This window comes from Azospirillum sp. (genome assembly GCF_050789165.1).
In genome coordinates this window covers 1-26,305 of record NZ_JBOZRT010000061.1, presented here as the reverse complement: position 1 = coordinate 26,305, position 26,305 = coordinate 1, and the positions used below count along the sequence as shown (strand labels likewise).

At 71.2% G+C, this 26,305-nt stretch carries 28 protein-coding genes; 6 read left to right on the top strand and 22 right to left on the bottom strand.

Translation table 11 applies throughout. The features are described 5' to 3' along the window. Nucleotides 1-169, bottom strand: a 169-nt coding sequence (locus tag ACRWK7_RS14710; protein WP_431857006.1) for an FAD-dependent oxidoreductase, incomplete at its 3' end; no start/stop codon positions are given. A gap of 263 nt (nt 170-432) precedes the next feature. Continuing rightward, entirely contained in the window at nt 433-1,329 is an 897-nt protein-coding gene (locus ACRWK7_RS14705; protein ID WP_431857005.1) for a helix-turn-helix domain-containing protein, read from the bottom strand. A 173-nt stretch (nt 1,330-1,502) separates the two neighbouring features. Here ACRWK7_RS14705 and ACRWK7_RS14700 point away from each other — a divergent pair, with 173 nt between their 5' ends. From ACRWK7_RS14700 to ACRWK7_RS14680, 5 genes are all read left to right on the top strand, one after another. Beyond that, complete coding sequence (locus ACRWK7_RS14700; RefSeq protein ID WP_431857004.1) at nt 1,503-2,672, top strand: cytochrome P450; 1,170 nt, start codon at nt 1,503-1,505, stop codon at nt 2,670-2,672. A gap of 111 nt (nt 2,673-2,783) precedes the next feature. Beyond that, nucleotides 2,784-3,107, top strand: coding sequence for a 2Fe-2S iron-sulfur cluster-binding protein (locus ACRWK7_RS14695; RefSeq protein WP_431857003.1), 324 nt, complete (start codon nt 2,784-2,786; stop codon nt 3,105-3,107). Next, a complete protein-coding gene (locus ACRWK7_RS14690) occupies nt 3,107-4,327 on the top strand; it encodes an NAD(P)/FAD-dependent oxidoreductase (protein ID WP_431857002.1) in 1,221 nt (406 codons plus the stop codon). The genes ACRWK7_RS14695 and ACRWK7_RS14690 overlap by 1 nt, the downstream gene beginning before the upstream one ends. 223 nt (nt 4,328-4,550) lie before the next feature. Beyond that, complete coding sequence (locus ACRWK7_RS14685) at nt 4,551-5,819, top strand: PQQ-dependent sugar dehydrogenase (RefSeq protein WP_431857001.1); 1,269 nt, start codon at nt 4,551-4,553, stop codon at nt 5,817-5,819. Beyond that, nucleotides 5,816-6,163: a c-type cytochrome gene (locus tag ACRWK7_RS14680; RefSeq protein WP_431857000.1), complete on the top strand. Its 348-nt coding sequence runs from the start codon at nt 5,816-5,818 to the stop codon at nt 6,161-6,163. The genes ACRWK7_RS14685 and ACRWK7_RS14680 overlap by 4 nt, the downstream gene beginning before the upstream one ends. A gap of 12 nt (nt 6,164-6,175) precedes the next feature. On the opposite strand, the gene gndA is transcribed toward ACRWK7_RS14680, so the two are convergent. From gndA to edd, 15 genes are all read right to left on the bottom strand, one after another. Beyond that, nucleotides 6,176-7,582, bottom strand: a complete 1,407-nt coding sequence (gndA, locus tag ACRWK7_RS14675) for an NADP-dependent phosphogluconate dehydrogenase (RefSeq protein WP_431856999.1) — start codon at nt 7,580-7,582, stop codon at nt 6,176-6,178. Nucleotides 7,583-7,750: 168 nt separating this feature from the next. Then, nucleotides 7,751-8,257: a gluconokinase gene (locus ACRWK7_RS14670; RefSeq protein WP_431856998.1), complete on the bottom strand. Its 507-nt coding sequence runs from the start codon at nt 8,255-8,257 to the stop codon at nt 7,751-7,753. Between the two features lie 3 nt (nt 8,258-8,260). Then, nucleotides 8,261-8,998: a 2-keto-4-pentenoate hydratase gene (locus ACRWK7_RS14665; protein ID WP_431856997.1), complete on the bottom strand. Its 738-nt coding sequence runs from the start codon at nt 8,996-8,998 to the stop codon at nt 8,261-8,263. Then, a complete protein-coding gene (locus tag ACRWK7_RS14660) occupies nt 8,995-10,062 on the bottom strand; it encodes a LacI family DNA-binding transcriptional regulator (RefSeq protein ID WP_431856996.1) in 1,068 nt (355 codons plus the stop codon). The genes ACRWK7_RS14665 and ACRWK7_RS14660 overlap by 4 nt, the downstream gene beginning before the upstream one ends. Before the next feature lie 3 nt (nt 10,063-10,065). After that, nucleotides 10,066-11,004, bottom strand: coding sequence for a 2-hydroxyacid dehydrogenase (locus ACRWK7_RS14655; RefSeq protein WP_431856995.1), 939 nt, complete (start codon nt 11,002-11,004; stop codon nt 10,066-10,068). A gap of 104 nt (nt 11,005-11,108) precedes the next feature. Beyond that, nucleotides 11,109-11,897, bottom strand: a complete 789-nt coding sequence (locus tag ACRWK7_RS14650; RefSeq protein ID WP_431856994.1) for an amino acid ABC transporter ATP-binding protein — start codon at nt 11,895-11,897, stop codon at nt 11,109-11,111. A 34-nt stretch (nt 11,898-11,931) separates the two neighbouring features. Next, nucleotides 11,932-12,732: a transporter substrate-binding domain-containing protein gene (locus tag ACRWK7_RS14645; protein ID WP_431856993.1), complete on the bottom strand. Its 801-nt coding sequence runs from the start codon at nt 12,730-12,732 to the stop codon at nt 11,932-11,934. A gap of 46 nt (nt 12,733-12,778) precedes the next feature. Next, nucleotides 12,779-13,432 (bottom strand): amino acid ABC transporter permease, encoded by a 654-nt coding sequence (locus ACRWK7_RS14640; RefSeq protein WP_431856992.1) that lies wholly within the window; start codon nt 13,430-13,432, stop codon nt 12,779-12,781. Nucleotides 13,433-13,445: 13 nt separating this feature from the next. Further along, on the bottom strand, nt 13,446-14,120 hold the full coding sequence (locus ACRWK7_RS14635; RefSeq protein WP_431856991.1) for an amino acid ABC transporter permease: 675 nt from the start codon (nt 14,118-14,120) through the stop codon (nt 13,446-13,448). Nucleotides 14,121-14,381: 261 nt separating this feature from the next. Then, nucleotides 14,382-15,392, bottom strand: coding sequence for a TRAP transporter substrate-binding protein (locus ACRWK7_RS14630; protein WP_431856990.1), 1,011 nt, complete (start codon nt 15,390-15,392; stop codon nt 14,382-14,384). Between the two features lie 32 nt (nt 15,393-15,424). After that, nucleotides 15,425-16,702 carry a TRAP transporter large permease gene (locus ACRWK7_RS14625; RefSeq protein WP_431856989.1) on the bottom strand — a complete coding sequence of 426 codons (1,278 nt, stop codon included), beginning with the start codon at nt 16,700-16,702 and terminating at the stop codon, nt 15,425-15,427. Between the two features lie 16 nt (nt 16,703-16,718). Beyond that, nucleotides 16,719-17,237, bottom strand: a complete 519-nt coding sequence (locus ACRWK7_RS14620) for a TRAP transporter small permease (protein WP_431856988.1) — start codon at nt 17,235-17,237, stop codon at nt 16,719-16,721. Next, entirely contained in the window at nt 17,234-17,782 is a 549-nt protein-coding gene (locus ACRWK7_RS14615) for a gluconokinase (protein ID WP_431856987.1), read from the bottom strand. Before ACRWK7_RS14615 ends, ACRWK7_RS14620 begins: the two co-directional genes overlap by 4 nt. Then, complete coding sequence (gene eda / locus ACRWK7_RS14610) at nt 17,779-18,429, bottom strand: bifunctional 4-hydroxy-2-oxoglutarate aldolase/2-dehydro-3-deoxy-phosphogluconate aldolase (RefSeq protein WP_431856985.1); 651 nt, start codon at nt 18,427-18,429, stop codon at nt 17,779-17,781. Before eda ends, ACRWK7_RS14615 begins: the two co-directional genes overlap by 4 nt. 10 nt (nt 18,430-18,439) lie before the next feature. Beyond that, complete coding sequence (gene edd / locus ACRWK7_RS14605) at nt 18,440-20,269, bottom strand: phosphogluconate dehydratase (RefSeq protein WP_431856983.1); 1,830 nt, start codon at nt 20,267-20,269, stop codon at nt 18,440-18,442. Between the two features lie 313 nt (nt 20,270-20,582). Here edd and ACRWK7_RS14600 point away from each other — a divergent pair, with 313 nt between their 5' ends. Then, nucleotides 20,583-21,488 (top strand): SIS domain-containing protein, encoded by a 906-nt coding sequence (locus ACRWK7_RS14600; protein WP_431856982.1) that lies wholly within the window; start codon nt 20,583-20,585, stop codon nt 21,486-21,488. A 128-nt stretch (nt 21,489-21,616) separates the two neighbouring features. Here the strand turns inward: ACRWK7_RS14600 and ACRWK7_RS14595 are convergent, their stop codons facing one another. Genes ACRWK7_RS14595 through ACRWK7_RS14575 form a run of 5 tightly spaced genes read right to left on the bottom strand, consistent with a single transcriptional unit; the run spans nt 21,617 to nt 26,175 of the window. Continuing rightward, nucleotides 21,617-22,387, bottom strand: coding sequence for a carbon-nitrogen hydrolase family protein (locus ACRWK7_RS14595; protein ID WP_431856981.1), 771 nt, complete (start codon nt 22,385-22,387; stop codon nt 21,617-21,619). A 4-nt stretch (nt 22,388-22,391) separates the two neighbouring features. Further along, nucleotides 22,392-23,441, bottom strand: coding sequence for an agmatinase (gene speB / locus ACRWK7_RS14590; protein WP_431856980.1), 1,050 nt, complete (start codon nt 23,439-23,441; stop codon nt 22,392-22,394). 24 nt (nt 23,442-23,465) lie between these two features. Continuing rightward, nucleotides 23,466-24,263, bottom strand: a complete 798-nt coding sequence (locus tag ACRWK7_RS14585; protein WP_431856979.1) for an ABC transporter permease — start codon at nt 24,261-24,263, stop codon at nt 23,466-23,468. Next, nucleotides 24,263-25,117 carry an ABC transporter permease gene (locus ACRWK7_RS14580; RefSeq protein WP_431856978.1) on the bottom strand — a complete coding sequence of 285 codons (855 nt, stop codon included), beginning with the start codon at nt 25,115-25,117 and terminating at the stop codon, nt 24,263-24,265. The genes ACRWK7_RS14585 and ACRWK7_RS14580 overlap by 1 nt, the downstream gene beginning before the upstream one ends. After that, entirely contained in the window at nt 25,114-26,175 is a 1,062-nt protein-coding gene (locus tag ACRWK7_RS14575) for an ABC transporter ATP-binding protein (RefSeq protein ID WP_431856977.1), read from the bottom strand. The genes ACRWK7_RS14580 and ACRWK7_RS14575 overlap by 4 nt, the downstream gene beginning before the upstream one ends. Nucleotides 26,176-26,305: the final 130 nt, after the last annotated feature.

The following is a 26,305-nucleotide window of genomic DNA, read 5'->3' as shown; positions in this document are numbered from 1 at the left end:
GGTAGCGCAGGCCGCCGTGGATCAGCTTCGTCGAGGCCGACGAGGTCGCCGAGGCGAGATCCCCCTGTTCGCACAGGAAGACCGAGGCGCCCCGCCCCGCCGCGTCGCGCGCGATGCCGCAGCCGTTGATACCGCCGCCGATGATGGCAAGGTCGTGGACCTTCACCATCCCCTCCCCTTTGGTCGTTTGTTTCCGCCAACCGTTCGGATGGCGCATTGTTCGTGCAGCACACGACCATAAGCGCGCGCGGTTTCGCGCACAATACGAAAAAAGTGAACTCAATGTGAAAATGCGCTTACAGGCGCTCCCTCACCCAGCCCCGCTGGGGGAGGGTCGGGGTGGGGGCAGCGGCGCACACGAGAATCAACGCCCGCCACCGACGCCATAGCCCCCACCTTCCCCCGCCGGAGGCGAGGGAGGAATTGCAGAGGTCACACCCCGCCGTGCTGGCGCCGGAAGGCGGCCGGGGTCATGCCGGTGAGCTTCTTGAAGAAGCGGCTGAAATAAGCGGGGTCCTCGAACCCCAGCTCGTAGGCCAGCAGCGACACCGGCGCCGCGATATAGATGAGCCGCCGCCGCGCCTCCAGCAGCAGCCGATCCTGCACCACCTCGAAGGCCGAGCGGTCGCCGTGCAGCCGGCACAGCCGGTTGAGCTGCCGCTCCGTCACGCCCAGGGCGTCGGCGTAGCGCGGGATCGGCCAGTGCTCGGCGTAGTGCTCCTCGACCAGCGCGCGGAAGCGGGCGAACAGCGCGGCGCGGGCGCGCTCCGTCCGGGAGCTGGAACGCGGCACGCGCTGCCGCTCGATCATCAGCAGCACGGCGCCGACCAGCCATTCCGACATCAGCGCCTGCCCCGGCTGGCGCCAGCGCGCCTCCGCCATCAGGTGCCCGAACAGCGCGTCGATGCGGCCGGGGGCCTCCGGGTCGTGGGTCAGGTCGACGATGGCCGGTTCCAGGAACAACGCCTCGAACAGCGGCCGGCTCTGCACGCCGGAGCCCTGGAACAGCATCGCCTCCGCCACCGTCAGGACGTAGCCGTGGCTGTCGGGCCGGAACTGGAAGGCGTGCACGGACGCCGGCGGGATGATGATGGCGTGCGGCCCGGCGATCTCCGCGCTGCGGTCGTCGAGCTGCACGCGCGCCCCGCCGTCCAGCACAACCACGGTCTGGAACAGGCCGCGGTGGGTGTGCGGTCGGATCTCCCAATTGTACAGGCGGCTGCGGCTGCGGATGTCCTCGACGTGGACGAAGCCGGCGTCGGCGGCGCCCGGCGTCTCCTCGCCGTACAGCGCGAAGCGGGGAATCTCCGTGGCGCCCCTGGCCTCCACCGCAAACCCTCCGCAACACTGATTATGTCCGAAGAGTACAAGTCTTCCGCCCCATCGTCCATTCCGCCGCCGGGCGTGCGGAGTCATCCTGGGCAGGCTGGGGGTGCCGTCGCACGCCGCACCCACCCAAAAACAAACCAAAACAAATCCATGGGATGATGGAGGAAACGCGGATGTTCCGCTTCGACCCCTATTCGCCGGCGATCGACGCCGACCCGTTCCCGTTCTACCGGACCCTGCGCGACGAGCACCCGTGCTTCTGGAGCGAGGAAGCGAACATGTGGGTGCTGTCGCGTTACGACGACATCGTCACCGCGCTGAACGACTGGGAGACCTACTCCTCGGCCAAGGGCAACCTGATGGACGAGATGCCCAACCGCGCCGGCAACACGCTGGGCACCACCGACCCGCCGCGCCACGACCGCCTGCGCGGCATCGTCCAGTTCGCCTTTACCCGCAAGGCGGTTGAGGGGCTGGTCGAGCCGGTGCGCGCCTCGGCCAACCGGGCGCTGGACGCGGTGCAGGGGGAGAGGACGTTCGACTTCGTCAACGACTTCTCCAGCAAGGTCACGGTGGACGTGCTGTTCGGCCTGTTCAACCTGCCGCGCGAGAACGAGCGGATGGTGCGCGACAAGGCCGTGCTGATGGTGCAGTCCGACCCGCGCACCCGCCAGAAGGGGCCGGAGCACCTCGCCGCCTTCCAGTGGATGGGCGACTACGCCAGGAGCCTCGTCGATCTGCGCACGCGCGAGCCGGGCGACGACGTGATCACCGCGCTGATCCAGGCCGAGGTCAACGGCGAGAAGCTGGCCGAGCGTGAGGTCCAGATGACCGTCACCACGCTGATCATGGCCGGCATCGAGTCGCTGTCGGGCTTCCTGACCATGTTCGCCTACAACCTCGCCGGCCACGCCGACGCGCGCCGCCGGCTGGCCGCGAACCCGGCGCTGATCCCCGACGCGGTGGAGGAGTCGCTGCGCTTCAACACCTCGGCCCAGCGCTTCCGCCGCTGCCTGCAGAAGGACGTGACGCTGCACGGCCAGACCATGCGGGCGGGCGACTTCGTCTGCCTCGCCTACGGCTCCGGCAACCGCGACGAGCGGCGCTTCCCCGACGCCGACCGCTACGACATCGACCGCAAGCCGAAGGGCCACCTGGGCTTCGGCGGCGGCGTGCACGCCTGCCTGGGCACCGCCTTCGCGCGGCTGGCCTCGCGCGTCGCCTTCGAGGAGCTGCTGACGCGGGTGCCCGACTTCGAGCGGGTGCAGGAGCAGCTGCCCTGGATGCCCTCCACCACCTTCCGCAGCCCGACCCGCCTGGAGCTGGCGGCCGCCTGGGCGTGAGCGCTTTTCCACGGAGCGGAAACGCCCTTGACCCGGCCTCCGGCGCGCCGACCTTGCACAGTCAGGGCTGACGGCGCGAGGCCCGACGTCCCTTCACACGAGAACAGCATCATGGCGAAGATCACCTTCATCGAGCACTCCGGCGAGCGTCTGGTCGTCAACATCCCCGTCGGCTGGACGGTCATGCAGGGCGCCGTGCAGAACGGCGTCGAGGGCATCGAGGCGGAGTGCGGCGGCTCCTGCGCCTGCGCCACCTGCCACTGCTACGTGGACGAGGCGTTCCTCGACGCGCTCCCGCCGCCCAGCGAGACCGAGGAGGCGATGCTGGACTGCACCGCCGCCGAGCGGCTGCCCAACAGCCGGCTCTCCTGTCAGCTCAAGGTGACCGAGGAGTTCGACGGCCTCGTGCTGCGCCTGCCGGAGGTGCAGAGCTGATGGCGGCCGCGCCGGGGATGATCGTCGTCGGGGCGGGTCAGGGCGGCCTGCAGGTCGCCGAGTCCCTGCGCGCCGAGGGTTGGGACGGCCCGCTGACGCTGATCGGCGAGGAACCGCAGGCCCCCTACCACCGGCCGCCGCTGTCCAAGGCGATGCTGACCGGCGCCATGGACGAGGCGCAGATCGCCATCCGCGGCCATGAATTCTTCGAGAAGCACGGCATCGACCTGCTGACCGGCGTGCGGGTGACCGGAATCGACCGGACGGCGCGGCAGGTCGCGTTGAGCGACGGGCGCACCCTGCCCTACCGCGGCCTGGCGCTGTCCACCGGCGCGCGGGGACGGCCGCTGCCGGTGCCGGGAGCCGACCTGGAGGGCGTGCTGGGCCTGCGCACGCTGGCCGATGCGCGACGCCTGCGGGCGGCGCTGGAAGGGGCCGCGCGCGTCGTGGTGATCGGCGGCGGCTTCATCGGGCTGGAGGTCGCGGCGGTGGCGCGCACGCTGGGCCGCGACGTCACCGTGCTGGAGGCGGCGGACCGCCTGCTGGCGCGCTCGGCCACGCCGTTCCTGGCGGACTTCTTCGCCGAATTGCACCGCGCCCACGGCGTCGCCGTGGATCTCGGAGCCAAGGTGGTGGAGCTGGAGGGGCGGGACGGCCGCGTCGCCGCGGTGCGCACCGCCGACGGCGGCCGTCACCCGGCCGACGTGGTGGTGGTCGGCATCGGCATCATTCCGAACGCCGAGCTGGCCGCAGCGGCCGGCATCGCGTGCGACGGCGGCGTGGTGGTGGACGACTGCGGGCGCACCGACGATCCGGCCATCGTCGCGGTCGGCGACTGCACGGTGCGGCGCGGGGCGCGGGGCGTGCTGCGCCTGGAATCCGTGCAGAACGCCGTCGAGATGGGGAAGTCCGCGGCGGCGGCGCTGCTGGGGCGCGAGCGGCCCTTCACGGCGGCGCCGTGGTTCTGGTCGGACCAGTACGACGTGAAGCTGCAGATCGCCGGGCTCTCGGCCGGCTACGACCAGGTCGTCGTGCGCGGCGAAGCGACGGAGCGGCGCTTCTCCGCCTTCTATTTCCGCGACGGCGCGCTGCTGGCCATCGACTCCCTCAACCGGCCGCAGGACCACATGCTGGGCCGCAAGCTCCTCGACAGGGGGGCGCCGCTGACGCCCGAGCAGGCGGCGGACCCGGCGTTCCCGCTGGCGTCGCTGGCCCGCTGAGACCCGCCGGGCCATCCCTGTGGATTGCCCCGCTGGAGCTTCATAGAACCATCGTTTCCCTTGCCGTCCGTGCACGGCGAACGACAGTCTTTCTCCACCTGACACGGCGGAACAAGCGAGCGTGCCCGCCCCTGTCCCGCGACGGACAGAGAACGCACCCGGCTGTCCCAAGCAACGTTCGAACGAACACCGTCAGGACGGATCAAAAAGGGGGAGGAAGACCATGAAAGCCGCGTTGAAGGCCGCCGTCTCCGTGGCGGCCCTGTGTTTCGCCGCACCCGCCTGGGCGCAGGACCTGCCGAACCCGCCCGGCAACCTGGAGAAGCTCGGCAACTTCCGCACCACCGGCGAGATGACGGACATCCCGACCATCCCGCAGACCGGGCCGAAGGCCGAGGCCATCAAGAAGACGCTGACGCAGATCAAGCTGCCGCCGGGCTTCAAGATCTCGCTGTACGCCATCGTCCCCGACGCCCGCCACATGGCGGTCGGGCCGCAGGGCGTGGCGCTCTTCGTCGGCACCCGCAAGACCAAGGTCTACGCCGTCACCGACCGCGACAAGGACCGCGTCGCCGACGAGGTGAAGCAGTTCGCGCCGTCGATCGGCTTCTCGGTGCCGAACGGCGTCTGCTTCTCGAAGGACGGCTTCCTGTTCATCGCCGAGCAGAACCGCGTGCTGACCTTCCCCGCCGCCGAGTTCTTCTACGAGGGCGCCGACGTCGCCGCCTTCCAGGTGGTCAAGGGCGGCGAGCTGATCCCGAAGGAGGAGGAGAGCTACAACCACACCGCCCGCGTCTGCCGCGTCGGCCCGGACGACAAGCTCTACATAACCCTCGGACAGCCCTTCAACGTCTTCGCGCCGGAGAAGATGGACCACTACAAGGAGGCCGGCATCGGCGGCATCATCCGCATGGACCGCGACGGCAAGAACCGCGAGGTCTTCGCCTGGGGCATCCGCAACTCGGTCGGCATGGACTTCAACCCGAAGGACAAGTCGCTGTGGTTCACCGACAACCAGGTGGACGGCATGGGCGACGACATCCCGCCGGGCGAGCTGAACCGGGCGGACAAGCCGGGGCTGAACTTCGGCTTCCCCTACTACGGCGGCGGCAAGGTCCGCACGACCGAGTACAAGGACCAGCAGGCGCCGACCAACGTCGTCTTCCCGCAGGTGGAGATGGAGGCGCACGCCGCCGACCTGGGCATGACCTTCTACAACGGCACGCAGTTCCCGGCGAAGTACCGGGGCGGCATCTTCTCCGCCCAGCACGGGTCGTGGAACCGCACCACGCCGGTCGGTGCCCGCATCATGTTCACCAGCCTGAAGCCGGACGGCACCGCCGACAAGACCGAGGTCTTCGCCGACGGGTGGAAGACCAAGGACGGCGAGTACCTGGGGCGGCCGGTGGACGTCGCCGTGCTGATCGACGGTTCGCTGCTGGTGTCCGACGATCTGGCGGGCGCCATCTACCGGATCTCCTACCAGCGATGAGGGTCCGTCCTCCCTCGCGGCCGGCCGTCCGTCTCGCGACGGCCGGCCTGCTGCTGGCGCTGTGGCCTGCGTTCGCGCAGGCCGGCGACCCGCAGGCGGGCCGGCGCAAGGCCGGCCAGTGCCAGACCTGCCACGGCCTGGACGGCGTGGCGAAGATCCCGCAGGCGCCGAACCTCGCCGGCCAGCAGGAGCTTTACCTGAAGAAGGCGCTGACCGACTACAAGACCGGGGCGCGGCGCAACGAGATGATGTCGCTCGTGGCGCCGGCGCTCAGCGAGCAGGACATCGACGACCTCGCGGCCTACTACGCCGCCATCCCGGTGGAGGTGAAGGCGCCGCCCTGAGCAGCCCTTCCCTCAGGGCGTCCACTGCGTGTGCACCATGCCGGGCCGGTCGGTGCGCTCGTAGCCGTGCGCGCCGAAATAGTCGCGCTGCGCCTGGATCATGTTCGCCCACAGCCGGGGGCTCCGGTAGCCGTCCCAATAGGCCAGCGCCGACGCCATCGCCGGCACCGGCTGCCCGGACGCCACCGCCGCGCCGACCGCGCGCCGCCAGCCGGCCTCGCCGCGCGCCAGCAGCGCGCCGATGTCCGGGTCGAACATCAGGTTGGGCAGGTCCGGCGCGCGGGTCAGCGCATCGAGGATGCGGTCGACCAGCCGGGCGCGGATGATGCACCCGCCCCGCCACACCGAGGCCACCGCCGCCAGATCGACGTCCCAGCCGAACCGCGCGCTGCCCGCGGCGATCACCGCGAAGCCCTGGGCGTAGACGGCGATCCGCCCGCACAGCAGCGCGTCGCCCACCGCCGCCGCGAGGTCGCCGGGCACCGCGGCGGCCGGGGGCGGCGGGAAGGCGTCGGCGGCGCGCAGCCGCTCGGCCTTCAGCGCCGACAGGCAGCGGGCGTGCACCGCCTCGGCGATGGTTGGGGCGGGCATGCCCAGTTCCATGGCGGCGGTGGTCGCCCAGTGGCCGGTGCCCTTCTGCCCGGCGGCGTCCTGGATGACCTCCAGGATCGGCCCGCCGGTCTCCGGGTCGGAGGTGCGCAGGATGTCGGTGGTGATCTCCATCAGGTAGGAGGCCAGCTCGCCGCGGTTCCACTCCGCGAAGGTCTCCGCCAGCCGCTCGTAGGACAGGCCGCCGAGATGGCGCAGCAGATGATAGCCCTCGGCGATCAGCTGCATGTCGGCGTATTCGATGCCGTTGTGGATCATCTTCACGAAGTGGCCGGCGCCGTCCGGCCCGACCCGCGCGAAGCACGGCGCACCGTCGCCGGCGCGCGCGGCGATGGCCTGCAGCAGCGGCGTTGCGCGCCCGATCCCTTCCGGCGTTCCGCCGGCCATCAGGGCCGGGCCGTGCCGCGCCCCCTCCTCGCCGCCCGACACGCCGAGGCCGACGAAGTGCACCCCCGTCTCGGCCGCCAGCGCGGCGCGGCGGCGGGTGTCGGCGTAGTGCGAGTTGCCGCCGTCGATCAGCACGTCCCCGGCCCGCAGGTCCGGCAGCAGCGAGCCCAGCAGCGCGTCCACCGCCGCCCCGGCCGGCACCATCAGCAGCACGAGGCGCGGCGCCTTCAGCGCGGCCAGCAGTTCCGGCACCCCGGCGCAGACGACGCCGGCAGGCATGGTCGCCAGGAAGGCGGCCCGGCGCCCCTCGTCGAGATCGTACCCGGCGACCGTCGCCCCATGATCGGCGAGATTGGCGGCGAGGTTGCGCCCCATGACGCCCAACCCGATGACACCGATGTCGGCCACGCTGTTCTGGGCCATTGCTTTTCGTCTCCGTCGTTTCCTGGCCACCGCCGCGAAGGCTCTCTCGGCCGTCATCCCCGCGAAGGCGGGGATCCAGGGAGAGCCCCGACAGGGGCGACATGACTCATATGGCTCGCCGACGCGAGCGCTGGATCCCCGCTTTCGCGGGGATGACGAACAGAAAGGTCAAACCGCGACCGCCGCGGCGAGTTGCGCGGCGATCGCCTCCGGCGCCGGGCCGATGTCGCAGGCCAGCGCCCGCTCGTCGGCGCCGGGCGGTTCCAGGTCGGCGAGCTGGCTGTCCAGCAGGCTCACCGGCATGTAGTGCCCGGTGCGGTGCGCCATGCGCTCGAGGATCGTCGCCCGGTCGCCGGTCAGGTGGACGAACAGGACGTTCGGCGCCTGCGCGCGCAGCCGGTCGCGGTAGCGGCGCTTGAGCGCCGAGCACGACACCACCACCGGCTGGCCCTCGGTCCGCGCCAGCGCCAGCCGGGCCGCGATGGTGTCGAGCCAGCCCCAGCGGTCCTCGTCGGCCAAGGGGATCCCGGCGGCCATCTTCGCGACGTTCTCCGGCGGGTGGAAGGCGTCGCCCTCCAGGAACGGCCAGCCGAGGAGGTCCGCCAGATGCCGCCCGACCGAGGTCTTGCCGCAGCCACTCACCCCCATCACGACGATGGCGTCCACCGGGCCCATGCGTCAGTCCACCGTCAGCGCGATGCTGCCCATGGTACCGTAGCGCGCCACCGAGCGGCTGCCCGGCTGCACGAACACCGAACCGATGGGCGAGCCGGTGGTCACCACCTCGCCGGCGTGCAGGCCGCCGAAGCTGCGGGCACCCTCGTTCGCCATCCACACCAGCAGGCGCACCGCGTCGCCGCCGCTGTTGCCGCCGACCACCTCGATCTTCGTCTCGCCGTCCACGTCCAGCGCGATGCGCTCGGCGAGCGGGTCCAGTGCGCGCCAGTCGGCGATGGCTGGGCCAACGACCAGCGCGCCGTGGTTGGTCTGGTCGGCCATGTGGCTCAGGCGGTCCTGCGAGCCGTAGCCGGCGAAGCGGGTGTCGACGATCTCGAACGCCGGGTGGACGGAGGCAACGGCGTCCAGCACCTCCTCACGCGTGTAGGGGGTGTCGCGCAGCGGCAGGTCGCGAGCCATGCGGTAGGCGATCTCCGCCTCCACGCCGATGACCTGGAACATGGAGGCCGGCAGGCGCTCCACGCCCTCGAACACAGAGGCGGCGTTCAGCGGCGCGCGGAACGGCTCGGCCTCCGGCGACGTCGCGCCGACCTTCCAGGCGACGACGGGGCCGAGGCGGCGGGCGACCGCGTCCTGGATCGCGTAGGCGCCGGCCATGTCGGTCGGCGCGTCCGGCAGCGCGGTGAGCCAGCGGCGGGTGGCGCGGGCCTCCAGCAGCGCGTCGACGGCAGCGTTCATGTCTCGGTCCTTTGGCTCGTGTGTCGTTGCAGAAGGCCGCCGCAGGATTCGCGGACGACCAGTCGGGAGGGAAGGATGATGCGCTCCATGGCGCCCTGCGGGTCGGCGAGGCGGCGCAGCAGCAGACGCGCCGCCTCCTGCCCGATCTGCCGGGCGGAGGTGGCGACGGTGGTCAGCGCCGGGCGGCTCAGGGCCGCCTCCGGCACGTCGTCGAAGCCGGTGACGGCCATGTCGCGCCCGGCGCGCAGGCCGCGCGCCTCCAGGCCGAGCATGACGCCGAAGGCCACCACGTCATTGAAGCACAGCGCCGCGGTCGGCCGGTCCGGCCGATCGAGCAGCGCGCCGATGGCCTCCGCCCCGGCGCGGCGGCTGAGCGGGCAGCGCACCACAAGGTCGGCCGGCAGCCCGTGCCGCTTCATCGCCGCGGCGAAGCCGGTGCGTCGCGCCGCGGTGGCGGAATGCGCGAGGTTGCCTCCGACGAAGGCGATGCGGGTGTGGCCGAGGCGGATCAGGTGCTCGGTCACGATTTCCAGGCCGAACTGGTAGTCGACGCCGGCGTAGTCGCCGTCGTTGGCCGCCAGGAAGCGCAGCGCCTGCACGCAGGGCAGCCGCCAGCGGCGCAGGCGCTCCAGCAGGTCGGGCTTGCTGCCGGCGGCCGGGCAGAGGATCACGCCGTCCACGTTGTGCTCGCGCATGCGCTGCAGGAAGCGGTCCTGCCGCTCCAGCGATTCCGCGGTGTTGCCGAGGAAGGCGACGACGCCCTGCTCATCCAGCACCTCGTCGATGCCGGCGATCAGCTCGCCGTAGAAGGGGTTGTTGATCTCCGTCACCAGCAGCCCGACCACGTCGGTGCGCGCGGCGCGCAGCGTGGCAGCACCCCGGTTGTAGATGTAGCCCAGCGCCTCGATGGAGGCCTGGACGCGGTCGCGCGTCTCCTGCGCCACCAGCGGGCTGCCGCGCAGGACGAGCGACACCGTGGACCGCGACACCCCGGCGTGCCGGGCGACCTCGGTCAGGGTGATGCGGCCATCGTCTTGGCCCTTGTGCTCGTCCTGGACGGCCATGCCTCACACCACGGGGGTCGGTAAGGGCTGCCCGGCGAAGAAGGCGCCGAGATTCGCCAGCACGAGGTCGGCCATGGCGGTGCGCGTCTCCACCGTGGCGCTCGCCACGTGCGGCTGGAGGACGACATTGTCCAGCGACCACAGCGCCTGCGGCACGTTCGGCTCGTCGGCGAAGACGTCCAGCCCGGCGGCGCCCAGCCGGCCCTCGACCAGGGCGGCGACCAGCTCCGCCTCATCGACGATGCTGCCGCGCGCGACGTTGACCAGGATGCCGTCCGGCCCCAGCGCGTCGAGCACGGCGCGGCCAACGATGTTGCGGTTCTCCGGCCCGGCCGAGGCGGCGACCACCAGGATGTCGCTCTCGCGCGCCAGCTCCTCCAGGGAATCCAGGCAGCGGTACGGCACGTCGGCGCAGACCGAGCGGTTGGTGTAGGCGATGCTCATGCCGAAGCCCGCGGCGCGTTCGGCGATGGCGCGGCCGATGCGGCCCAGGCCGAAGATGCCCAGGCGCTTGCCGGTCACCTTGCGGGCCAGCGGCATCTTGGCCTGCGGCCATTGGCCGGCGCGCACGAAGCGGTCGCCGACGATCAGCCGGCGCGACACCGCGATGATCAGCCCGAGCGCCAGGTCGGCCACGTCCTCGGTCAGCACGCCCGGCGTGTTGGTGACGCGGATGCCGCGGCCGGCGGCGTAGTTGAGGTCCACCGCGTCGGTGCCGACGCCGTTGATGGTGACGACGCCGAGGTTCGGACAGGCGTCCATGACGGCGTTGCTCACCCCGGTGGCGCCGCCGGTGACGACGGCGCGCACCCGTGGGCCCACCTCGGCCAGCAGCGCCCCCCGGTCAGGCGCGGCGGCGAGGCGATGGACGGTGTACGCCGCGTCCAGCGCCGCCTCGACGCTCGCCATCATGGGTTCGACCAGGATGATCTCGGGCTTCATGACTGTGTGGTCCTTGCTGCTGGCTTCGACTTCCCGGAACCGTCATCCCCGCGAAGGCGGGGATGACGGCCAAAAAGGCGGATGGAGCGACACCCCACCCTCCCCTAGTGCGAGAGGATCTGGCTGAGGAACAGCCTGGTGCGCTCCGACCGGGGGTTGGAGAAGAACTCCTCCGGCGTGTTCTGTTCGACGATCTCGCCGCGGTCCATGAAGATGACGCGGTCGGCGACCGACTTGGCGAAGCCCATCTCGTGCGTCACGCACAGCATGGTCATGCCGTCCTGGGCGAGGCTGATCATGGTGTCCAGCACCTCCTTGACCATCTCGGGATCCAGCGCCGAGGTCGGCTCGTCGAACAGCATGATCTTCGGGTTCATGCACAGCGCCCGCGCGATGGCGACGCGCTGCTGCTGGCCGCCGGACAGCTGGCCGGGAAACTTGTCGGCCTGCTCCGGAATACGAACGCGCTGCAGGTACTTCATGGCGACGGCCTTCGCCTCGTCCTTCGCCACGCCGCGCACCTTCAAGGGCGCCAGCATGCAGTTCTGCAGCACCGTCAGGTGCGGGAACAGGTTGAACTGCTGGAACACCATGCCGACCTCGCGGCGCACGGCGTCGAGGTGGCGGGCGCCCGCCCCCAGCTCGATGCCGTTCACCACGATGCGGCCCTTCTGGTGCTGCTCCAGCTGGTTGATGCAGCGGATCAGCGTCGACTTGCCCGAGCCGGAGGGGCCGCAGACCACGATGCGCTCACCCTTGCGCACCTCCAGGTTCACGTCCTTCAGCGCCTGGAAGTCGCCGAACCACTTCTGCACGCCCTCCATGCGGATGATGATCTCATCGCTCATGGATCTCGGCACGGGGGCTTCCGTGCGGTCGTCGTTCAGCGTCATGGTCTGGTCCTCCGGGCTCGGGCAACGTCGCGCGTCAGTTCTTCAGAACCGCCGGCAGATCGGTGCCCAGCCACTTCTGGTGGATGGCGTTCAGCTCGCCGTTGGCCTTCACCGTGTCGACGAAGCCGTTGACCCAGGCGGCGAGGTTGTCCTGGCCGAGGCGCATGGCGATGCCCTGCACCTGGCTGCGCAGCACGAACTTCATCTCGTAGTTGTTCTGCGGCGCCATCTTCTTGATCTGCTGGGCGACGACGTTGCTGATGCCCAGCGCGTCGACCTGGCCCGACAGCATGGCCTGCACGGCGCTGGCGTCGTCGTCGAAGCGCATGATGCGCGCCTCCTTCGGCGCCACGGCGGTGACGCCCTGGTCCTGGGTGCTGGCGCGGGCGACGCCGATGCGCTTGCCGGCGAGGTCGCCGGCCTCCTTGATCGCGGTCTTCTGCGTGGCGAGCACGCCGATCTCGATGGCGGCGTAGGGCTTGGAGAACAGCACCTGCTTGGCGCGCTCCTCGGTGATGCCCAGCGAGGCGACCAGCAGGTCGACCTTGTTGGTCAGCAGGTAGGGGATGCGGTTCGGGCCGGTGACCGGCACGATCTCCACCGGCACGCCCATGTGCTTGGCCAACAGCTTGGCGACGTCGGCGTCGTAGCCGTCCGGCTTGCCGTCGGCGGTGGTGATGCCGAACGGCGGGAAGTCCACCAGCATGCCGATGGTCACCTTGCCCTTGGCCTTGATCTCATCGACGGTCTGGGCGCTCGCCGGCATGGACAGGCCGATCGCCGCGGCGACGAACGCGCCGGCGACCGCGAGGCGGCGGGAAATCGAGACGGACATGGTGGGCTCCCTCTGTTTGCAATTGCTTATGGTTGGTGAAAAGGGGTCAGCGGCCCGGCGCGGCGTAGCGCGCCTCCAGCCGGGCGGCCAGCAGCGACAGCGGCCAGCACAGGACGAAGTACAGGGCCGCCACGATGCTGAACACCAGGAAGGGCTGGAACGTGGCGTTGTTGACGATCTGGCCGGCGCGGGTCAGCTCGGTGAAGCCGATGATGGCGGCCAGCGACGTGCCCTTGATGAGCTGCACGAGGTAGCCGACGGTGGGCGGCAGCGCCACCTTCACCGCCTGCGGCAGGATGACGTAGCGCATCAGCCCCGGGTAGCGCAGGCCGAGCGCCGAGGCCGCCTCCCATTGCCCCCGCGGCACGGCCTGGATGCAGCCCCGCCAGATCTCGCCCAGGAAGGCGCTGGCGTTCAGCGTCAGGCCCAGCGCCGCGGCGGCCCACGGGTTCATGTCGATGCCCAGCACCGTGGCGCCGAAGAACACCAGGAACAGCTGCATCAGCAGCGGCGTGCCCTGGAACACCTGGATGTAGCCGGTGGCGGCCAGCCGGATCGGCTTGATCGGCGAGGTGCGCCCGAGGGCGATGAGCAGCCCCGCGACGGCGCCGCCCAGGAAGGCGATGGCCGACAGCGCCAGCGTCCACTGCACGGCGCTCAGCAGGAAGTAGAACTCGTTAATGCTGAAGGAGCGGATCATGGTGGGCCTCCCCTCAGCGGCGTTCGAGGTCGTAGGTGAAGACGAGGCGATGGATCGCCGCGAACAGGCCCGAGAACATCAGCGCCATGACGAGGTACATGGCGGTGACGACGATGTAGATCTCGAAGCTGCGGAACGTCTGCGACTGGATGTTGTTGGCCACGGAGGTCAGCTCGTCCGCCGAGATGGCCGACACCACGCTGGAGCTGAGCATCAGCAGGATGAACTGGCTGGTCAGCGCGGGATAGACGGTGCGCAGCGCCGGCTTGAGGACGACGTAGCGGAAGACCTGGAGCGGCTTGAGGCCCAGCGCCAGGCCCGCCTCGACCTGTCCTTTTTGGATCGATTCGATGCCGGCGCGGATGATCTCGGTGGCGTAGGCGCCGACGTTGACGACCATGGCGATCAGCGCCGCCATGTCCGGCGACAGCATGACGCCCATGCTGGGCAGCCCGAAGAAGATCAGGAAGATCTGCACCAGGAAGGGCGTGTTGCGGACCACCTCGATGTAGGCGTTGATCAGCCAGCGCACCGGCTTCGGCCCGGAGGTCTTGCCCAGCGCGCACAGGATGGCGACGATCAGGCCCAGCACCATGGCGCCCAGCGACAGCTGGATGGTCAGCCACGCGCCGGTGAGCAGGTAGTCCCACGACGCGAAGACCGCGTCGAACTGGAATTGGTAGTTCACGGACGTCCCTCCTCCGTCGGGGCCTTCTGCGGGCCGCCGGATGCCTTGCCGTGCAGGCTTTCAGACAGGGTAATTGGATCGATCCAAAAAGGCAAGAAGGGAGGTGCTTGGCGGGCAGAGTGGTTGTCCCACGAGGAACGCCAAAGCCCCTCTCCCTCGACGGGAGAGGGGTTGGGGAGAGGGTGGCGCGGCGGCGGCCGCCAAGTTTCTTCCCCCTCTCCCCAAACCCCTCCCCCGCGAGGGGGGAGGGGCTTTACACCCTTACTTCCGCACCTTGGCGATCTCCGCCTGCAGGTCCTTCAGCTGGTCGGCACCGCCCTCGGCGGCGTACTTGTCGAAGGCCGGCTTGACCAGCTCGCGCATGCGGTTCAGCTCGGCGTCGGACAGCTCGTTGATCTGCATGCCCTTCTCCTTCAGGAAGCCGACCGACTGCACCGACAGCTCGCGGCTGTCCTTGCGCTCGAAGTCGCGCGACGCCACGGCGGCCTCGCGGATGATGCGGCGCTCGTCGTTGGACAGGCCGTCGAACCAGCGCTTGGAGGCCAGCACGATCCACGGGCTGTAGACGTGCTTGGAGATGGTCAGGTACTTCTGCACCTCGTAGAACTTGGACGACTGGATGGTGGTGACCGGGTTCTCCTGGCCGTCCACCGTGCCGGTCTCCAGCGCCGTGAACAGCTCGGCGAAGGCCAGCGGCACCGCGTTGGCGCCGAAGCGGTTGAACATGTCGATGTAGACCGGGTTCTGCATCACGCGCAGCTTGATGCCGCTCAGGTCCTCGGCCTTGGTCACCGGACGCTTGGAGTTGGTCAGGTTGCGGAAGCCGTTCTCCCAGTAGACCAGGCCGACCAGCCCCTTCTCCTCCAGCTTCGCCATCAGCTTCTGGCCGAACGGGCCGTCGAGCACGGCGTCGGCCTCCTGCTCGTTGTTGAACAGGAACGGCAGGTCGTAGACGGCGAAGTCCTTGACGATGCCGACCAGCGTGGCGGTCGACCCGACCATCATCTCCTGCGCGCCGCCGATCAGCGTGTTCTGCATCTGGATGTCGTTGCCCAGGCTGGCGTCGCCGAAGCCCTTGACCTTGAGCTTGCCGCCGGAGCGCTTCGCCAGCTCCTCGACGAAGAACTTGACCGCGCGGCCCTGGTTGGAGCTTTCCGACAGGCCGTAGCCGAAGCGGATCAGGCGGGGCTTGACGTCCTGCGCCTGCACGGCGGGGACCACCGCCGCGGCGGTCAGGCCGGCGGCAAGGAGGAGGGTGCGCAACAGCTTCATGGGGCAGACTCCCTGGATTCGGGTTCTTGTGGTCAGTGGAAGAACTTGGCCGGCACGGTGATGATCTCCGGCACGGCGATGAACAGGCTGACCAGCACGATGTAGGTCAGCAGGAACGGCCAGATGCCGCGCGTGGCGCTCTCCAGCGAGATGCGGGCGACGCCGCACACCACGTTCAGCACGGTGCAGACCGGCGGGTGGATCAGGCCCAGCGTGCCGATCAGCACGAACATCACGCCGAAGTAGGTCGGGTCGATGCCGGCCGAGATGGCGAGCGGGGTCAGCACCGGACCCAGCACCAGAATGGTCGGCGTCAGGTCCATCACCGTGCCGACCGCCAGCAGCAGCAGCGCGATGGCCGCCATCAGCAGCTTCGGGTGGGCGAGCAGCGGGTGCAGCAGCTCGGTCATCTGCTGCGGCAGGTCGGCCAGCGTCACCATGTAGGACGACACCAGCGCCGCGGCACACAGGAACATCACGGTGGCCGTGGTGCGCGCCGCCTTGACCAGCAGCGGCACGAGGTCGGCGATCGTCACCTGCCGGTAGACGTACAGCGCGATGACCAGCGAGTAGACGGCGGCGACCACCGCGGCCTCGGTCGGGGTGAACAGGCCGCCGCGCAGGCCGCCCAGGATGATGACCGGCAGCAGCAGCGCCCACACGCCGTCGATCAGCGCCCGCACCCGCTCGCGCCCGCTGGCGCGCGGCTGCAGGGTGACGGTCATGTCGCGCACCACGAACATCCAGGCCAGCACCAGCCCGACGCCCATGAACAGGCCCGGCACGATGCCGGCCATGAACAGGTTGCTGATCGAGGTGTTGGTGGTGACGCCGAAGATGATGAAGGGCATGGAGGGCGGGATGATCGGCGCGATGATGCCGCCCGACGCGATCAGACCGGCCGAGCGCGGCACCGGATAGCCGTGGTCGCGCATCATCGGGATCAGCAGCGTCGCCAGCGCCGCGGTGTCGGCGATGGCCGAGCCGGACAGGCTGGCCAGCAGCACCGAGGCGCCGATGGTGACGTAGCCCAGGCCGCCGCGGATGTGGCCGACCAGGCTGACCGCCAGGTTGATGATCCGCTGCGAGATGCCGCCGGCGTTCATCAGCTCGCCGGCCAGGATGAAGAACGGCACCGCCATCAGCGGGTAGTTGTCGGCGCCGCTCAGCATGTTCTGGGCGACCAGCTGGGCGTCGAAGAAGTCCAGGTGGTACATCAGCGCCACGCCCGTGAGCATCAGCGCGAAGGCGATGGGCATGCCGAGCAGCATCAGGCCGAACAGCGAGCCCAGGAATACGGTGAGAGTCATGGCGGCGGGCCCTTCCTCAGTGTTCGGTCACGGCGGCGTTGGCCGGCACGTCGCCGGGCACGCGGGCGCCGGGCTCACCGGCCAGGATCTTCCAGAGGTTCGCCAGCACCATGCAGCCCATCGCCAGCGCCGGGAAGAAGCCGGCCGCCGCGTAGAACGCCATCGGGAATCGCAGCACGGTGGAGAAGGTCTCCATCCCGATCAGCAGCTGCACCCAGCTGCCCTCGACGAACAGCCACAGCGCGTAGAGCATCAGCAGGTGGCTGACGACGGCGCAGGCCCGGCGCACCTTGGGCGGCAGGCGGACCTGCACGAAATCCAGCCCCAGGTGCTGCTGGTGGCGCAGCGCCAGCGTGGCGCCGAGGAACACCAGCCAGACGAACATCAGGCGCGCCAGCTCCTCGGCGGCGACGATGCCGCTGTGGAAGACGTAGCGCAGGACCACGTTGCCGAAGACCAGCGCCACCATGGTGGCGAGCATCAGCGCCATGATCCATTCGGTGACGGTCTCCAGGGCATCCACGAATCGTTTCATGCGGGGTCCTCCGCGGGGGTGTTGGCGATCGAGGGCGGCAGGCCCGGCAGGCGGGCGAGGAAGTCTGTCACGATGGCGTCCGGCGGGTGGGCGATGTCGGCGGTCCAGGCCGCCTCGTCGGGGCCGGGCGTCTCCAGCGCGGCGAACTGGCTGTCGATCAGGCTGGTCGGCATGAAGTGCGCCGAGCGCGCCGTCATGCGCTCGGTGATCAGCGCCCTGTCGCCGTGCAGGTGCAGGAAGGCGACGCGCCGGCTGCCGCCGCGCAGCTGGTCGCGGTACTTGCGCTTCAGCGCCGAGCAGGACAGCACCAGCGCCTCGCCGCGCCGGTCGGCCTCCGCGATGAAGCCGGCCAGCGTGGCGAGCCAGCCGAAGCGGTCCTCGTCGGCCAGCGGCGTGCCGGCCGACATCTTGGCGATGTTGGCGGGCGGGTGGTGCTCGTCGCCCTCGACGAAGCGGCAGCCCAGCCGCCCGGCCAGCCGGCGGCCGACCTCGGACTTGCCGCAGCCGCACACGCCCATGACGACGACGATCGGATTGGTGCTCATGCGTTCGATCCATGGCGCAGGGCGGCGGCCCGGCCGGCGGCGAGGCGGACAGCCTCCCAGTCGCCGGCCTTCAGCGCCGCGGGCGGAGTCAGCCAGGAGCCGCCGACGCACACCACGTTGGGCAGGCGCAGATATTCCGCCGCCTTGTCCGGGCCGATGCCGCCGGTCGGGCAGAAGCGCAGGTGCGGCAGCGGCGAGGCCATGGCGCGCAACGCCGCGACGCCGCCCGCCGCCTCGGCCGGGAAGAACTTGAGGACGGCATGGCCGCGCTCGGCCGCCGCCATCGCCTCGCTGACCGTGGCGACGCCCGGCAGCAGCGGTACGGCGCAATCCGCCACGGCGTCCAGCAGGCGCGGCGTGGCGCCCGGGCTGACCGCGAAGGCGGCGCCGTCCTCCTCCGCCTCGCGCAGCTGCTCGGGCGTCAGGACGGTGCCGACGCCGACCACGGCTTCCGGCACCTCGGCGCGGATGCGGCGCACCGCCTCGCGCGCGGCGGGGGTGCGCAGCGTCACCTCCAGCACCGGCAGGCCGCCGGCCACCAGCGCGCGGGCCAGCGGCACCGCGACCGCCGCGTCGTCGAGAACCAGCACCGGGATCACCGGCGCGCGGCCGAGGATGGCCGCAAGGGATGCGGGTTGGGGGCGCATGGTCGACCTCTCAGGCACCGGCGGCGGTGCGGAAGATGGAGGCACCGCTCTCCGCACCGCCGACGGCGCCGCGGAAAACGGCAAACAGCTCACGGCCGCAGCCGATGGCATCCAGGGAAGACGATTCGGCGGGCGGCGCGGCGCGACGCGACCACGCGCCCGCGGCGACCAGCGCCTCCAGCGTGCCGGCCTCGGCGTCCAGGCGGACCACGTCGCCGTCGCGCAGGCGGGCCAGCGGGCCACCGGCCGCGGCCTCCGGCGTCACGTGCAGGGCGGCGGGCACCTTGCCGGACGCGCCGGACAGCCGGCCGTCGGTGACCAGCGCCACCCGGTGGCCGCGGTCCTGCAGCACGCCCAGCGGCGGGATCAGCTTGTGCAGCTCCGGCATGCCGTTGGCCTGCGGACCCTGGAAGCGGACGACGACGATGACGTCGCGGTCCAGCTCGCCGCGGGCGAAGGCCTGCTGCACCTCGTCCTGGTGGTCGAAGACGCGCACCGGCGCCTCGACGACGCGGTGCTCCGCCGCCACCGCGGACACCTTGACCACCGCGCGGCCGAGGGTGCCGGACAGCACGCGCAGGCCGCCGTCGCGGGCGAAGGGCTTCGCCGCGGGCGCGATCACCGTCGGGTCGGACGCCGCGTGCGGCGCGGCCCACGCCAGCGCCTCGCCGTCCAGCGCCGGCATGGTGCGGTAGGGCTCCAGGTCGCCCACGGCGGTGCGCGCGTCGGCGTGCAGCAGCCCGGCGTCGAGCAGCTCGCCGATCACGAAGGGCATGCCGCCGGCGGCGTGGAAGCGGTTCACGTCGGCCGGGCCGTTGGGGTAGACGCGGGCCAGCAGCGGCACCACCGCCGACAGCTCGGAAAAATCCTCCCAGGCCACCCGGATGCCGGCCGCCGCGGCGATGGCCGGGATGTGCAGCGTGTGGTTGGTCGAGCCGCCGGTCGCCAGCAGCCCGACGATGCCGTTGACCACCGCGCGCTCGTCCACCTGGACGCCGAGCGGCAGCGGGGCGCCGCGCTGCGCGGTCAGCTCGACCACCCGGCGCGCCGCCGCCGCGGTGAGCGCGTCGCGCAAGGGCGTGTCCGGCGGCACGAAGCTGGCGCCCGGCAGGTGCAGCCCCATCACCTCCATCAGCATCTGGTTGGTGTTGGCGGTGCCGTAGAAGGTGCAGGTGCCCGGCGCGTGGTAGGACGCGGCCTCGGCGTCGAGCAGCGCGTCGCGCCCCACCCTGCCCTCGGCGTGCAGCTGGCGCACCCGGCTCTTCTCGGGGTTCGACAGACCCGACGGCATCGGCCCGGCCGGCACGAACAGCGCCGGCAGATGGCCGAAGGACAGGGCGCCGATCAGCAGGCCCGGCACGATCTTGTCGCACACGCCCAGGCACAGCACGCCGTCGAAGGCGTCGTGCGACAGCGCCACCGCCGTCGCCATGGCGATCAGGTCGCGGCTGAACAGCGACAGCTCCATGCCGGCGCGGCCCTGGGTGACGCCGTCGCACATCGCCGGCACCCCGCCAGCCACCTGCGCCACCCCGCCGGCCGCGCGCACCGCTTGCCTGATGAGGTCCGGGTACGCCGCGTAGGGCTGATGCGCCGAGAGCATGTCGTTGTAGGCGGTGACGATGCCGATGGCCGGCGCCTCGCCGCCGCGCAGCTCCGCCTTGTCGGCCGCCGGGCAGGCGGCGAAGGCGTGCGCGAGGTTGGCGCAGCCCAGGCGATGCCGGCGCGGGCGCCCGGCCGCGGCCTCCAGCCGGCCCAGATAGGCCGAGCGGCTGTCGCGGCTGCGGTCGGCAATCCGCCGGGTGACCCGGTGGACGACGTCGTGGAGCGATGCGGGCATCGGGCGTTTCCGTGATCGGGCGGCCCGGCGGTCGAACGGAGCGGAGGTGGTGCGCGGCCGTCCCTTGCGGCGGCGCCGGTGCCAAGTCCCTTCGGGGCCTCCTCCATCCGGTCTTCTGCCGAGACCTGTTCTCGCGCCGAGGTATACGCCCGCGTTGCCGCTTTGTGAAGAAAATTTTTTTCATTTTGCAGCGCTATGGTGTACCGTTCCGGTCGCGTGGTGAAAATTGCCGCCGCGCAGCACGGGGCTTGCGCGCGCCCTCCGGATGGCCGGAGGATGGCGGGCGCCGCCGAGACCGACTGGACCCGACGCGATGCTCACGCCGCTCAACATCCTCGACCACATCCGCCAGCGCCGGGCGGAGCTGAAGCGCTCCGAAGGCCAGGTGGCGGACATGGTGCTGGTGGACCCGCAGAAGGTGCTGGGCCAGAGCGTCACCGCGCTGGCGCGGGCGGCGCAGGTCAGCGAGGCGACGGTGGTCCGCTTCTGCCGCAGCGTCGGCTGCGGCGGCTTCCCCGACTTCAAGCTGCGGCTGGCCGAGTGCCAGGCGCGCGGCGGCACCCCCTTCGTCAGCCAGGACGTGGAGCCGGACGACGATCTGCCGGCGGTGGCGCGAAAAATCTTTTCATCGGCGGCCGCGGCGCTGAACGACGCCGCCGGGCAGTTGGACGCCCACGCGGTGACGCGGGCGGTCGACCTGCTGGCCGGTGCGTCGAGCGTGCTGTGCACCGGCATGGGCGCCTCGGCCAGCGTGGCGGCGGATGCCGCGCACAAGCTGCTGCGGCTGGGCATGGCCGCGCAGTCCAGCGCCGACCCGATGCTGGTGGAGATGCTGGCGGTCAATTTGGGCAGCCAGCGCGGCGTGCTGCTGGCGGTGTCCAACACCGGCCGCACTCTGGCGATGATCACGCTGGTCGAGGCGGCGCGCGCCCAGGGCGTGCCGGTGGTCGCCATCACCGCGCCCGATTCGCCGCTGGCCGCGGCGGCCACGGTCGCCATCGGCACCGCCCCGGTGGAAGACGCCGAGGTCTACACGCCGATGGCCTCGCGCCTCATCCACCTGGCCATCGTCGATGTGCTGTCCACCGGCGTGGCGCTGCGCCTGGGCACCGCCGCGGGACGGCATCTGGCGCGGGTGAAGACGGTGCTGGCCGCCACCCGCACGGCACGGGATGCGCCCTCGGGCGGCAAGGTCCGCACGCGGCGTCAGGGGCGGTAGGGCGAATTTGGAGCCCCTCTCCCTTGACGGGAGAGGGGTTGGGGAGAGGGTGGCGCCGCTGGAAGCGGCCAAGTTTCTACCCCCTCTCCCCAACTCCTCCCCCGCAAGGGGGGGGAGGGGCTTTGAAGTCACAGCCGGTAAAGCTCCGGCCGGCGGTCGGCGAGGTGGGTGCCGGCGGCGCGCACGGCCGACAAGCGCTCCGGGTCGAGGTCGGCGATCAGCAGCGCCCCGTCCCGCCCGGCGCGCGCCACCACCGCGCCGTCCGGCCCGGCGACGGTGCTGAGCCCGCAATAGACGAGGTCACCCTCCCGGCCGCAGCGGTTGGCGTAGGCGACGTACAGGCCGTTCTCGAAGGCGCGGGCCGGGACGATGGTGGTGGCGACCACGTCGTACGGCTCCATCAGCGCGGTCGGCACCAGCACCGCGTCGGCCCCGGCCAGCGCGTGGCGGCGCACCAGCTCGGGGAACTCCACGTCGTAGCAGATCAGCACGCCGCAGCGCAGGCCGCCGACCTCCACAAGGGGAAAATCATCGCCCCCGGGCGCGAACAGGGCGCGGTCGAGCGCACCGTACAGGTGCGTCTTGCGCTGATTCAGCAAGGGCCGGCCATCGCGGCCGATCAGCCGCGCGGCGTTGTACACCGCGCCGTCCGCGCCCAGTTCCGGATAGCCGTACAGCAGGGCGATGCCGGCGGATGCGGCGATGGCCGTGGCGCGGGCGGCGGACGGGCCGTCCGGCGGCTCGGCGGCGGCGCGCACCGCCTCCGCGCCGATGTTGTAGCCGCTCAGCAGCATCTCCGGCCCGACCAGCAGCTCCGCCCCCTGCCCCGCCGCGTCACGCGCCGCAGTCGCCAGCCGGTCGAAGGCGAAGCCGTCCGTCTGCCACAGCGCGATCCGCACGGCTTCAGCCCGGCTTCTGGAGCGCGCCGACGGCGAGGCAGAGGATCTCGAACAGCATCTGCGCGCCGGCGTGGGCGGTGTTGCTGGTGGCGTCGTACTGCGGCGCCACCTCCACCACGTCGCCGCCGATGACGTCGAGCCCGGCGAGGCCGCGCAGGATCTGCAACGCCTCGCGCGTGGTCAGCCCGCCGACCTCCGGCGTGCCGGTGCCCGGCGCGAACACCGGGTCCAGGCAGTCGACGTCGAAGGAGACGTAGACCGGCCCGTCGCCGACCACCCGCCGCGCCTCCTCGATCACCGAGCGGATGCCGCGCTCCGGGATGTCCTCGGCGTGGATCACCGTCATGCCGGAGTCGTAGGAGAACTCCCACAGATACTCGGTGCTGCCGCGGATGCCGATCTGCACGGTGCGCTCGGGGTCGAGCACACCGTCCAGCACCGCCTGCCGGAACGGCCCGCCGTGGTGGAACTTCGCGCCCTCGTACGAGCCGCCGGTGTCGCAATGGGCGTCCAGATGGATCAGGCCGACCGGCCGCTCGCGGCCCAACGCCTTGAGGATCGAGTAGGTGATGGAGTGGTCGCCGCCCACCGACAGCGGCACCACGCCGGCGTCCATCACGCGGTTGTAGAAGGCCTGGATGTCATGGTGGCAGGCCTCCAGGCTGAAGCGGCTGGAGAGCGGCACGTCGCCGACGTCGGCGAGCTTGCAGCTGGCCGAGGGCACCATGCGCAGCGCGTGCTCGTACGGGCCGATCCGCTCCACCGCCCGCACCGCGCGCGGCCCGAGGCGGGCGCCGGCGCGGTTGGTGACGCCCAGGTCCATCGGCACGCCGATCAGCGCGATGTCCAGGCCGCCGAAGTCCGGGCTCTCCGGCGCGTCCGGCCGGTACGGCGCGTCGAGCAGCGTCGACACCCCGGCGAAGGGCTGCACGCGCCGCCCGCCGGCGGAGAACTGCAGCGCCGCGACGCGCTGGAACTCCGGGTCGTGGAAGTCGTCGCCGCCGCTGCCGCTGTACTTCGTACGCAAACGGTCGAGCTTGGTCGGATCGATCATCGGGAACTCTCTCTTTCTCGGAAATCAGTCGTTCCGGGCCCAGGCGCCGAGCAGGCGCGGCAGGTCGCCGAAGCGGGCGATCAGCCCGAACACAAGCCCGGTCAGCAGGACGAACAGGACGGTCACCGCCGCCATGGTCGGGGTGTAGCCGTAGCGCAGCGCGTTGAAGATCTTGATCGGCAGCGTCTCCAGCGTGAAGCCGACCACCATGTAGGCGACGATGTACTCGTTCAGCGACAGCACGAAGGCGAACGCGAAGCCGGAGATGACGTAGGGCCGCACCAGCGGCATCACCACGGTGCGCAGCACCGTGCGGTCGTCGGCGCCCATGGTCGAGGCCGCCTCGACGTAGCTGCGGTCCACCGCGGCGAAGCCCATGGACAGCGTGACCAGCGGCAGCGTGACGAAGAACACCGCGTGGCTGACCACCACCGTCCACGGCGCGCCGTACTGGTCGAAGGTCGTCCAGAAGCTGAGGAAGCCCAGCGCCGTGATGACCGGCGGCAGGATGAACGGCGTCATGCCCAGCATCTCGAAGGCGCGGGCCCACGGCGCCCGCCAGCGCCACAGGAACCACGCCAGCGGAAAGGCGATGGCCACCGCCAGCGCCGCCGACGAGGCCGCCACCACGAGGCTGGCGACCAGCGCGTCGCGCCAGCCGGCGTCGGTGAACACCTCGGCGTACCACGCCAGCGAGAAGCCCTTGGGCGGAAAGTCCAGCGAGCGCTTGGCGTTCACCGACACGCCCGCCACCACCAGGATCGGCGCCGACAGCAGCAGGGCGATCAGCCCGGCGACCAGGGCGTTGAGTCTGCGCGCCATCACGCCTCCTCCTTCCGCCGCCCGGCCATCAGGGCGAGCGCCACCAGGGCGAGGCTGACCAGCACCAGGAACACCGCCATCGCCGCGGCGAAGGGCATGTTGGACTGGTAGATCGCCTGATCGGTGATCAGCACCGACAGCGTCCAGTGCTGCGGCCGGCCCAGCAGCTGCGGCAGCAGGTAGGAGCCCAGCGCGAACACGAACGCCATGATGAGCGTCGCCACGATGGTGCTGCGCAGCGCCGGCACCACCACGGTGAAGAACGCCCGCACCGGCGAGGAGCCGAGCGTGCGCGCCGCCTCGACCAGCGAGGGGTCGAGGCGCGCCAGCGCCGGGTACAGCACCAGCACCGTGTAGGGGAACGCCTGATAGACCATGCCGGCCAGCAGCGCGCCGAAGCTGGGGGTGAGCGACTGCGCCTCCGCCATCAGGCCCAGCGCCACGAACAGGTTGGTGATGCCGGCGGTGCGCGACAGCAGCGTCGACCACGCGAAGCCGATGATCACCTCCGACAGCGACAGGATCGACAGCAGGAACACCAGCCAGCGCACCTGCGCCGCGCGCGGCAGCCGCGCCAGCCGGTAGGTGAAGGGGAAGGCGACGCCCACCGCCAGCACCGCCACCAGCCCCGCCAGCTCCAGCGAGAAGGCCAGCACGCCGCCGAAGAAGGCGGTCAGGAACCGCTCGTAGTTGGCGAAGACGAAGTCCGGCTCGTAGAAGCCGCCGGGCACGCGGCGCGCCACGCTGACCGCGATCATCAGGCTGAACGGGATCACGAAGAAGACGATCAGCATCAGCGCCGGGAACAGGATCGGCGCGTGTTCGGCCAGGCTGCGCGGGGCGCGGCGGATCATGACGGCCGCTCCCCGCCGGGCGGCAGCACCACGCAGGCCGACGCCGGCAGCTCGACCGTGATGGCGCCGCCCGGTTCCACCGCCGGGCGGTCCTGCGGGCGGGCCAGCGCGATGATCTCGGTGCCCGCCACGTCCACGCGGAACTCGACGCTGGCGCCCAGGTCGCGCACGAAGGACAGCGTGCCGTGCAGGCGGTTCGCCCCGGCCTCGCCGGTCGGGCGCAGCAGCACGTCCTCCGGCCGGATCGACAGCAGCACCCGCCCTTGCGGCGGCAGGTCGGGCAGCGCCAGCGTGCCGCCGGGCACCGTCGCCATGCCGGGCGCGGCCACCGCGCCGTCCAGCAGGTTGGTCAGGCCGATGAAGTCGGCGACGAAGGCGTCGGCCGGCCGGCGGTACACCTCCATGGGCGCCGCCGCCTGATGGATGCGGCCCTGCGACATGACGACGACCATGTCGGCCATGGTCATCGCCTCGCGCTGGTCGTGGGTGACCACGATGGTGGTGATGCCGAGGCGGCGCTGCAGCTGCTTCAGCTCGATCTGCATGGCCTCGCGCAGCTTGGCGTCGAGCGCCGACAGCGGCTCGTCGAGCAGGAACAGCTTCGGTTCCAGCGCCAGCGCGCGGGCGATGGCGACGCGCTGGCGCTGCCCGCCGGAGAGCTTCGACACCGGCCGGTCGGCGGCGCCGGGCAGGCGGACCAGCTCCAGCAGCTCCTCGGCGCGGCGCCGCCGCTCGGTCGAGGAGACACCGCGGATGCGCAGCGGGTAGGCGATGTTCTCCCCCGCCGTCAGGTGCGGGAACAGGGCGAGCGACTGGAACACCATGCCGAACTCCCGCTTGTGGGCGGGGGCGTCGGTGATGTCGCGGTCGTCGATGGACAGACGGCCGCCGGACGGCTCCTCCAGCCCGGCGATCATGCGCAGCAGCGTGGTCTTGCCGCAGCCGGAGGGACCGAGCAGGCAGACGAACTGCCCGTGCGGGATGCGCAGCGACGCGCCGTGCACGGCGACGAAGGAGCCGTAGCGCTTGGTGAGGCCGTCGAGGACGAGGGCGGACATAGGCGGGCGCTCTTGGTGGTCATCAACGCCCTCCCCCTGCCCCGCAGGGGGAGGGAGGGACCCGCGAAGCGGGAGGGTGGGGGCAGCGGCCTTTCGGGAAAGCCGTGGGCCCCCCCCCACCCACCCCCCC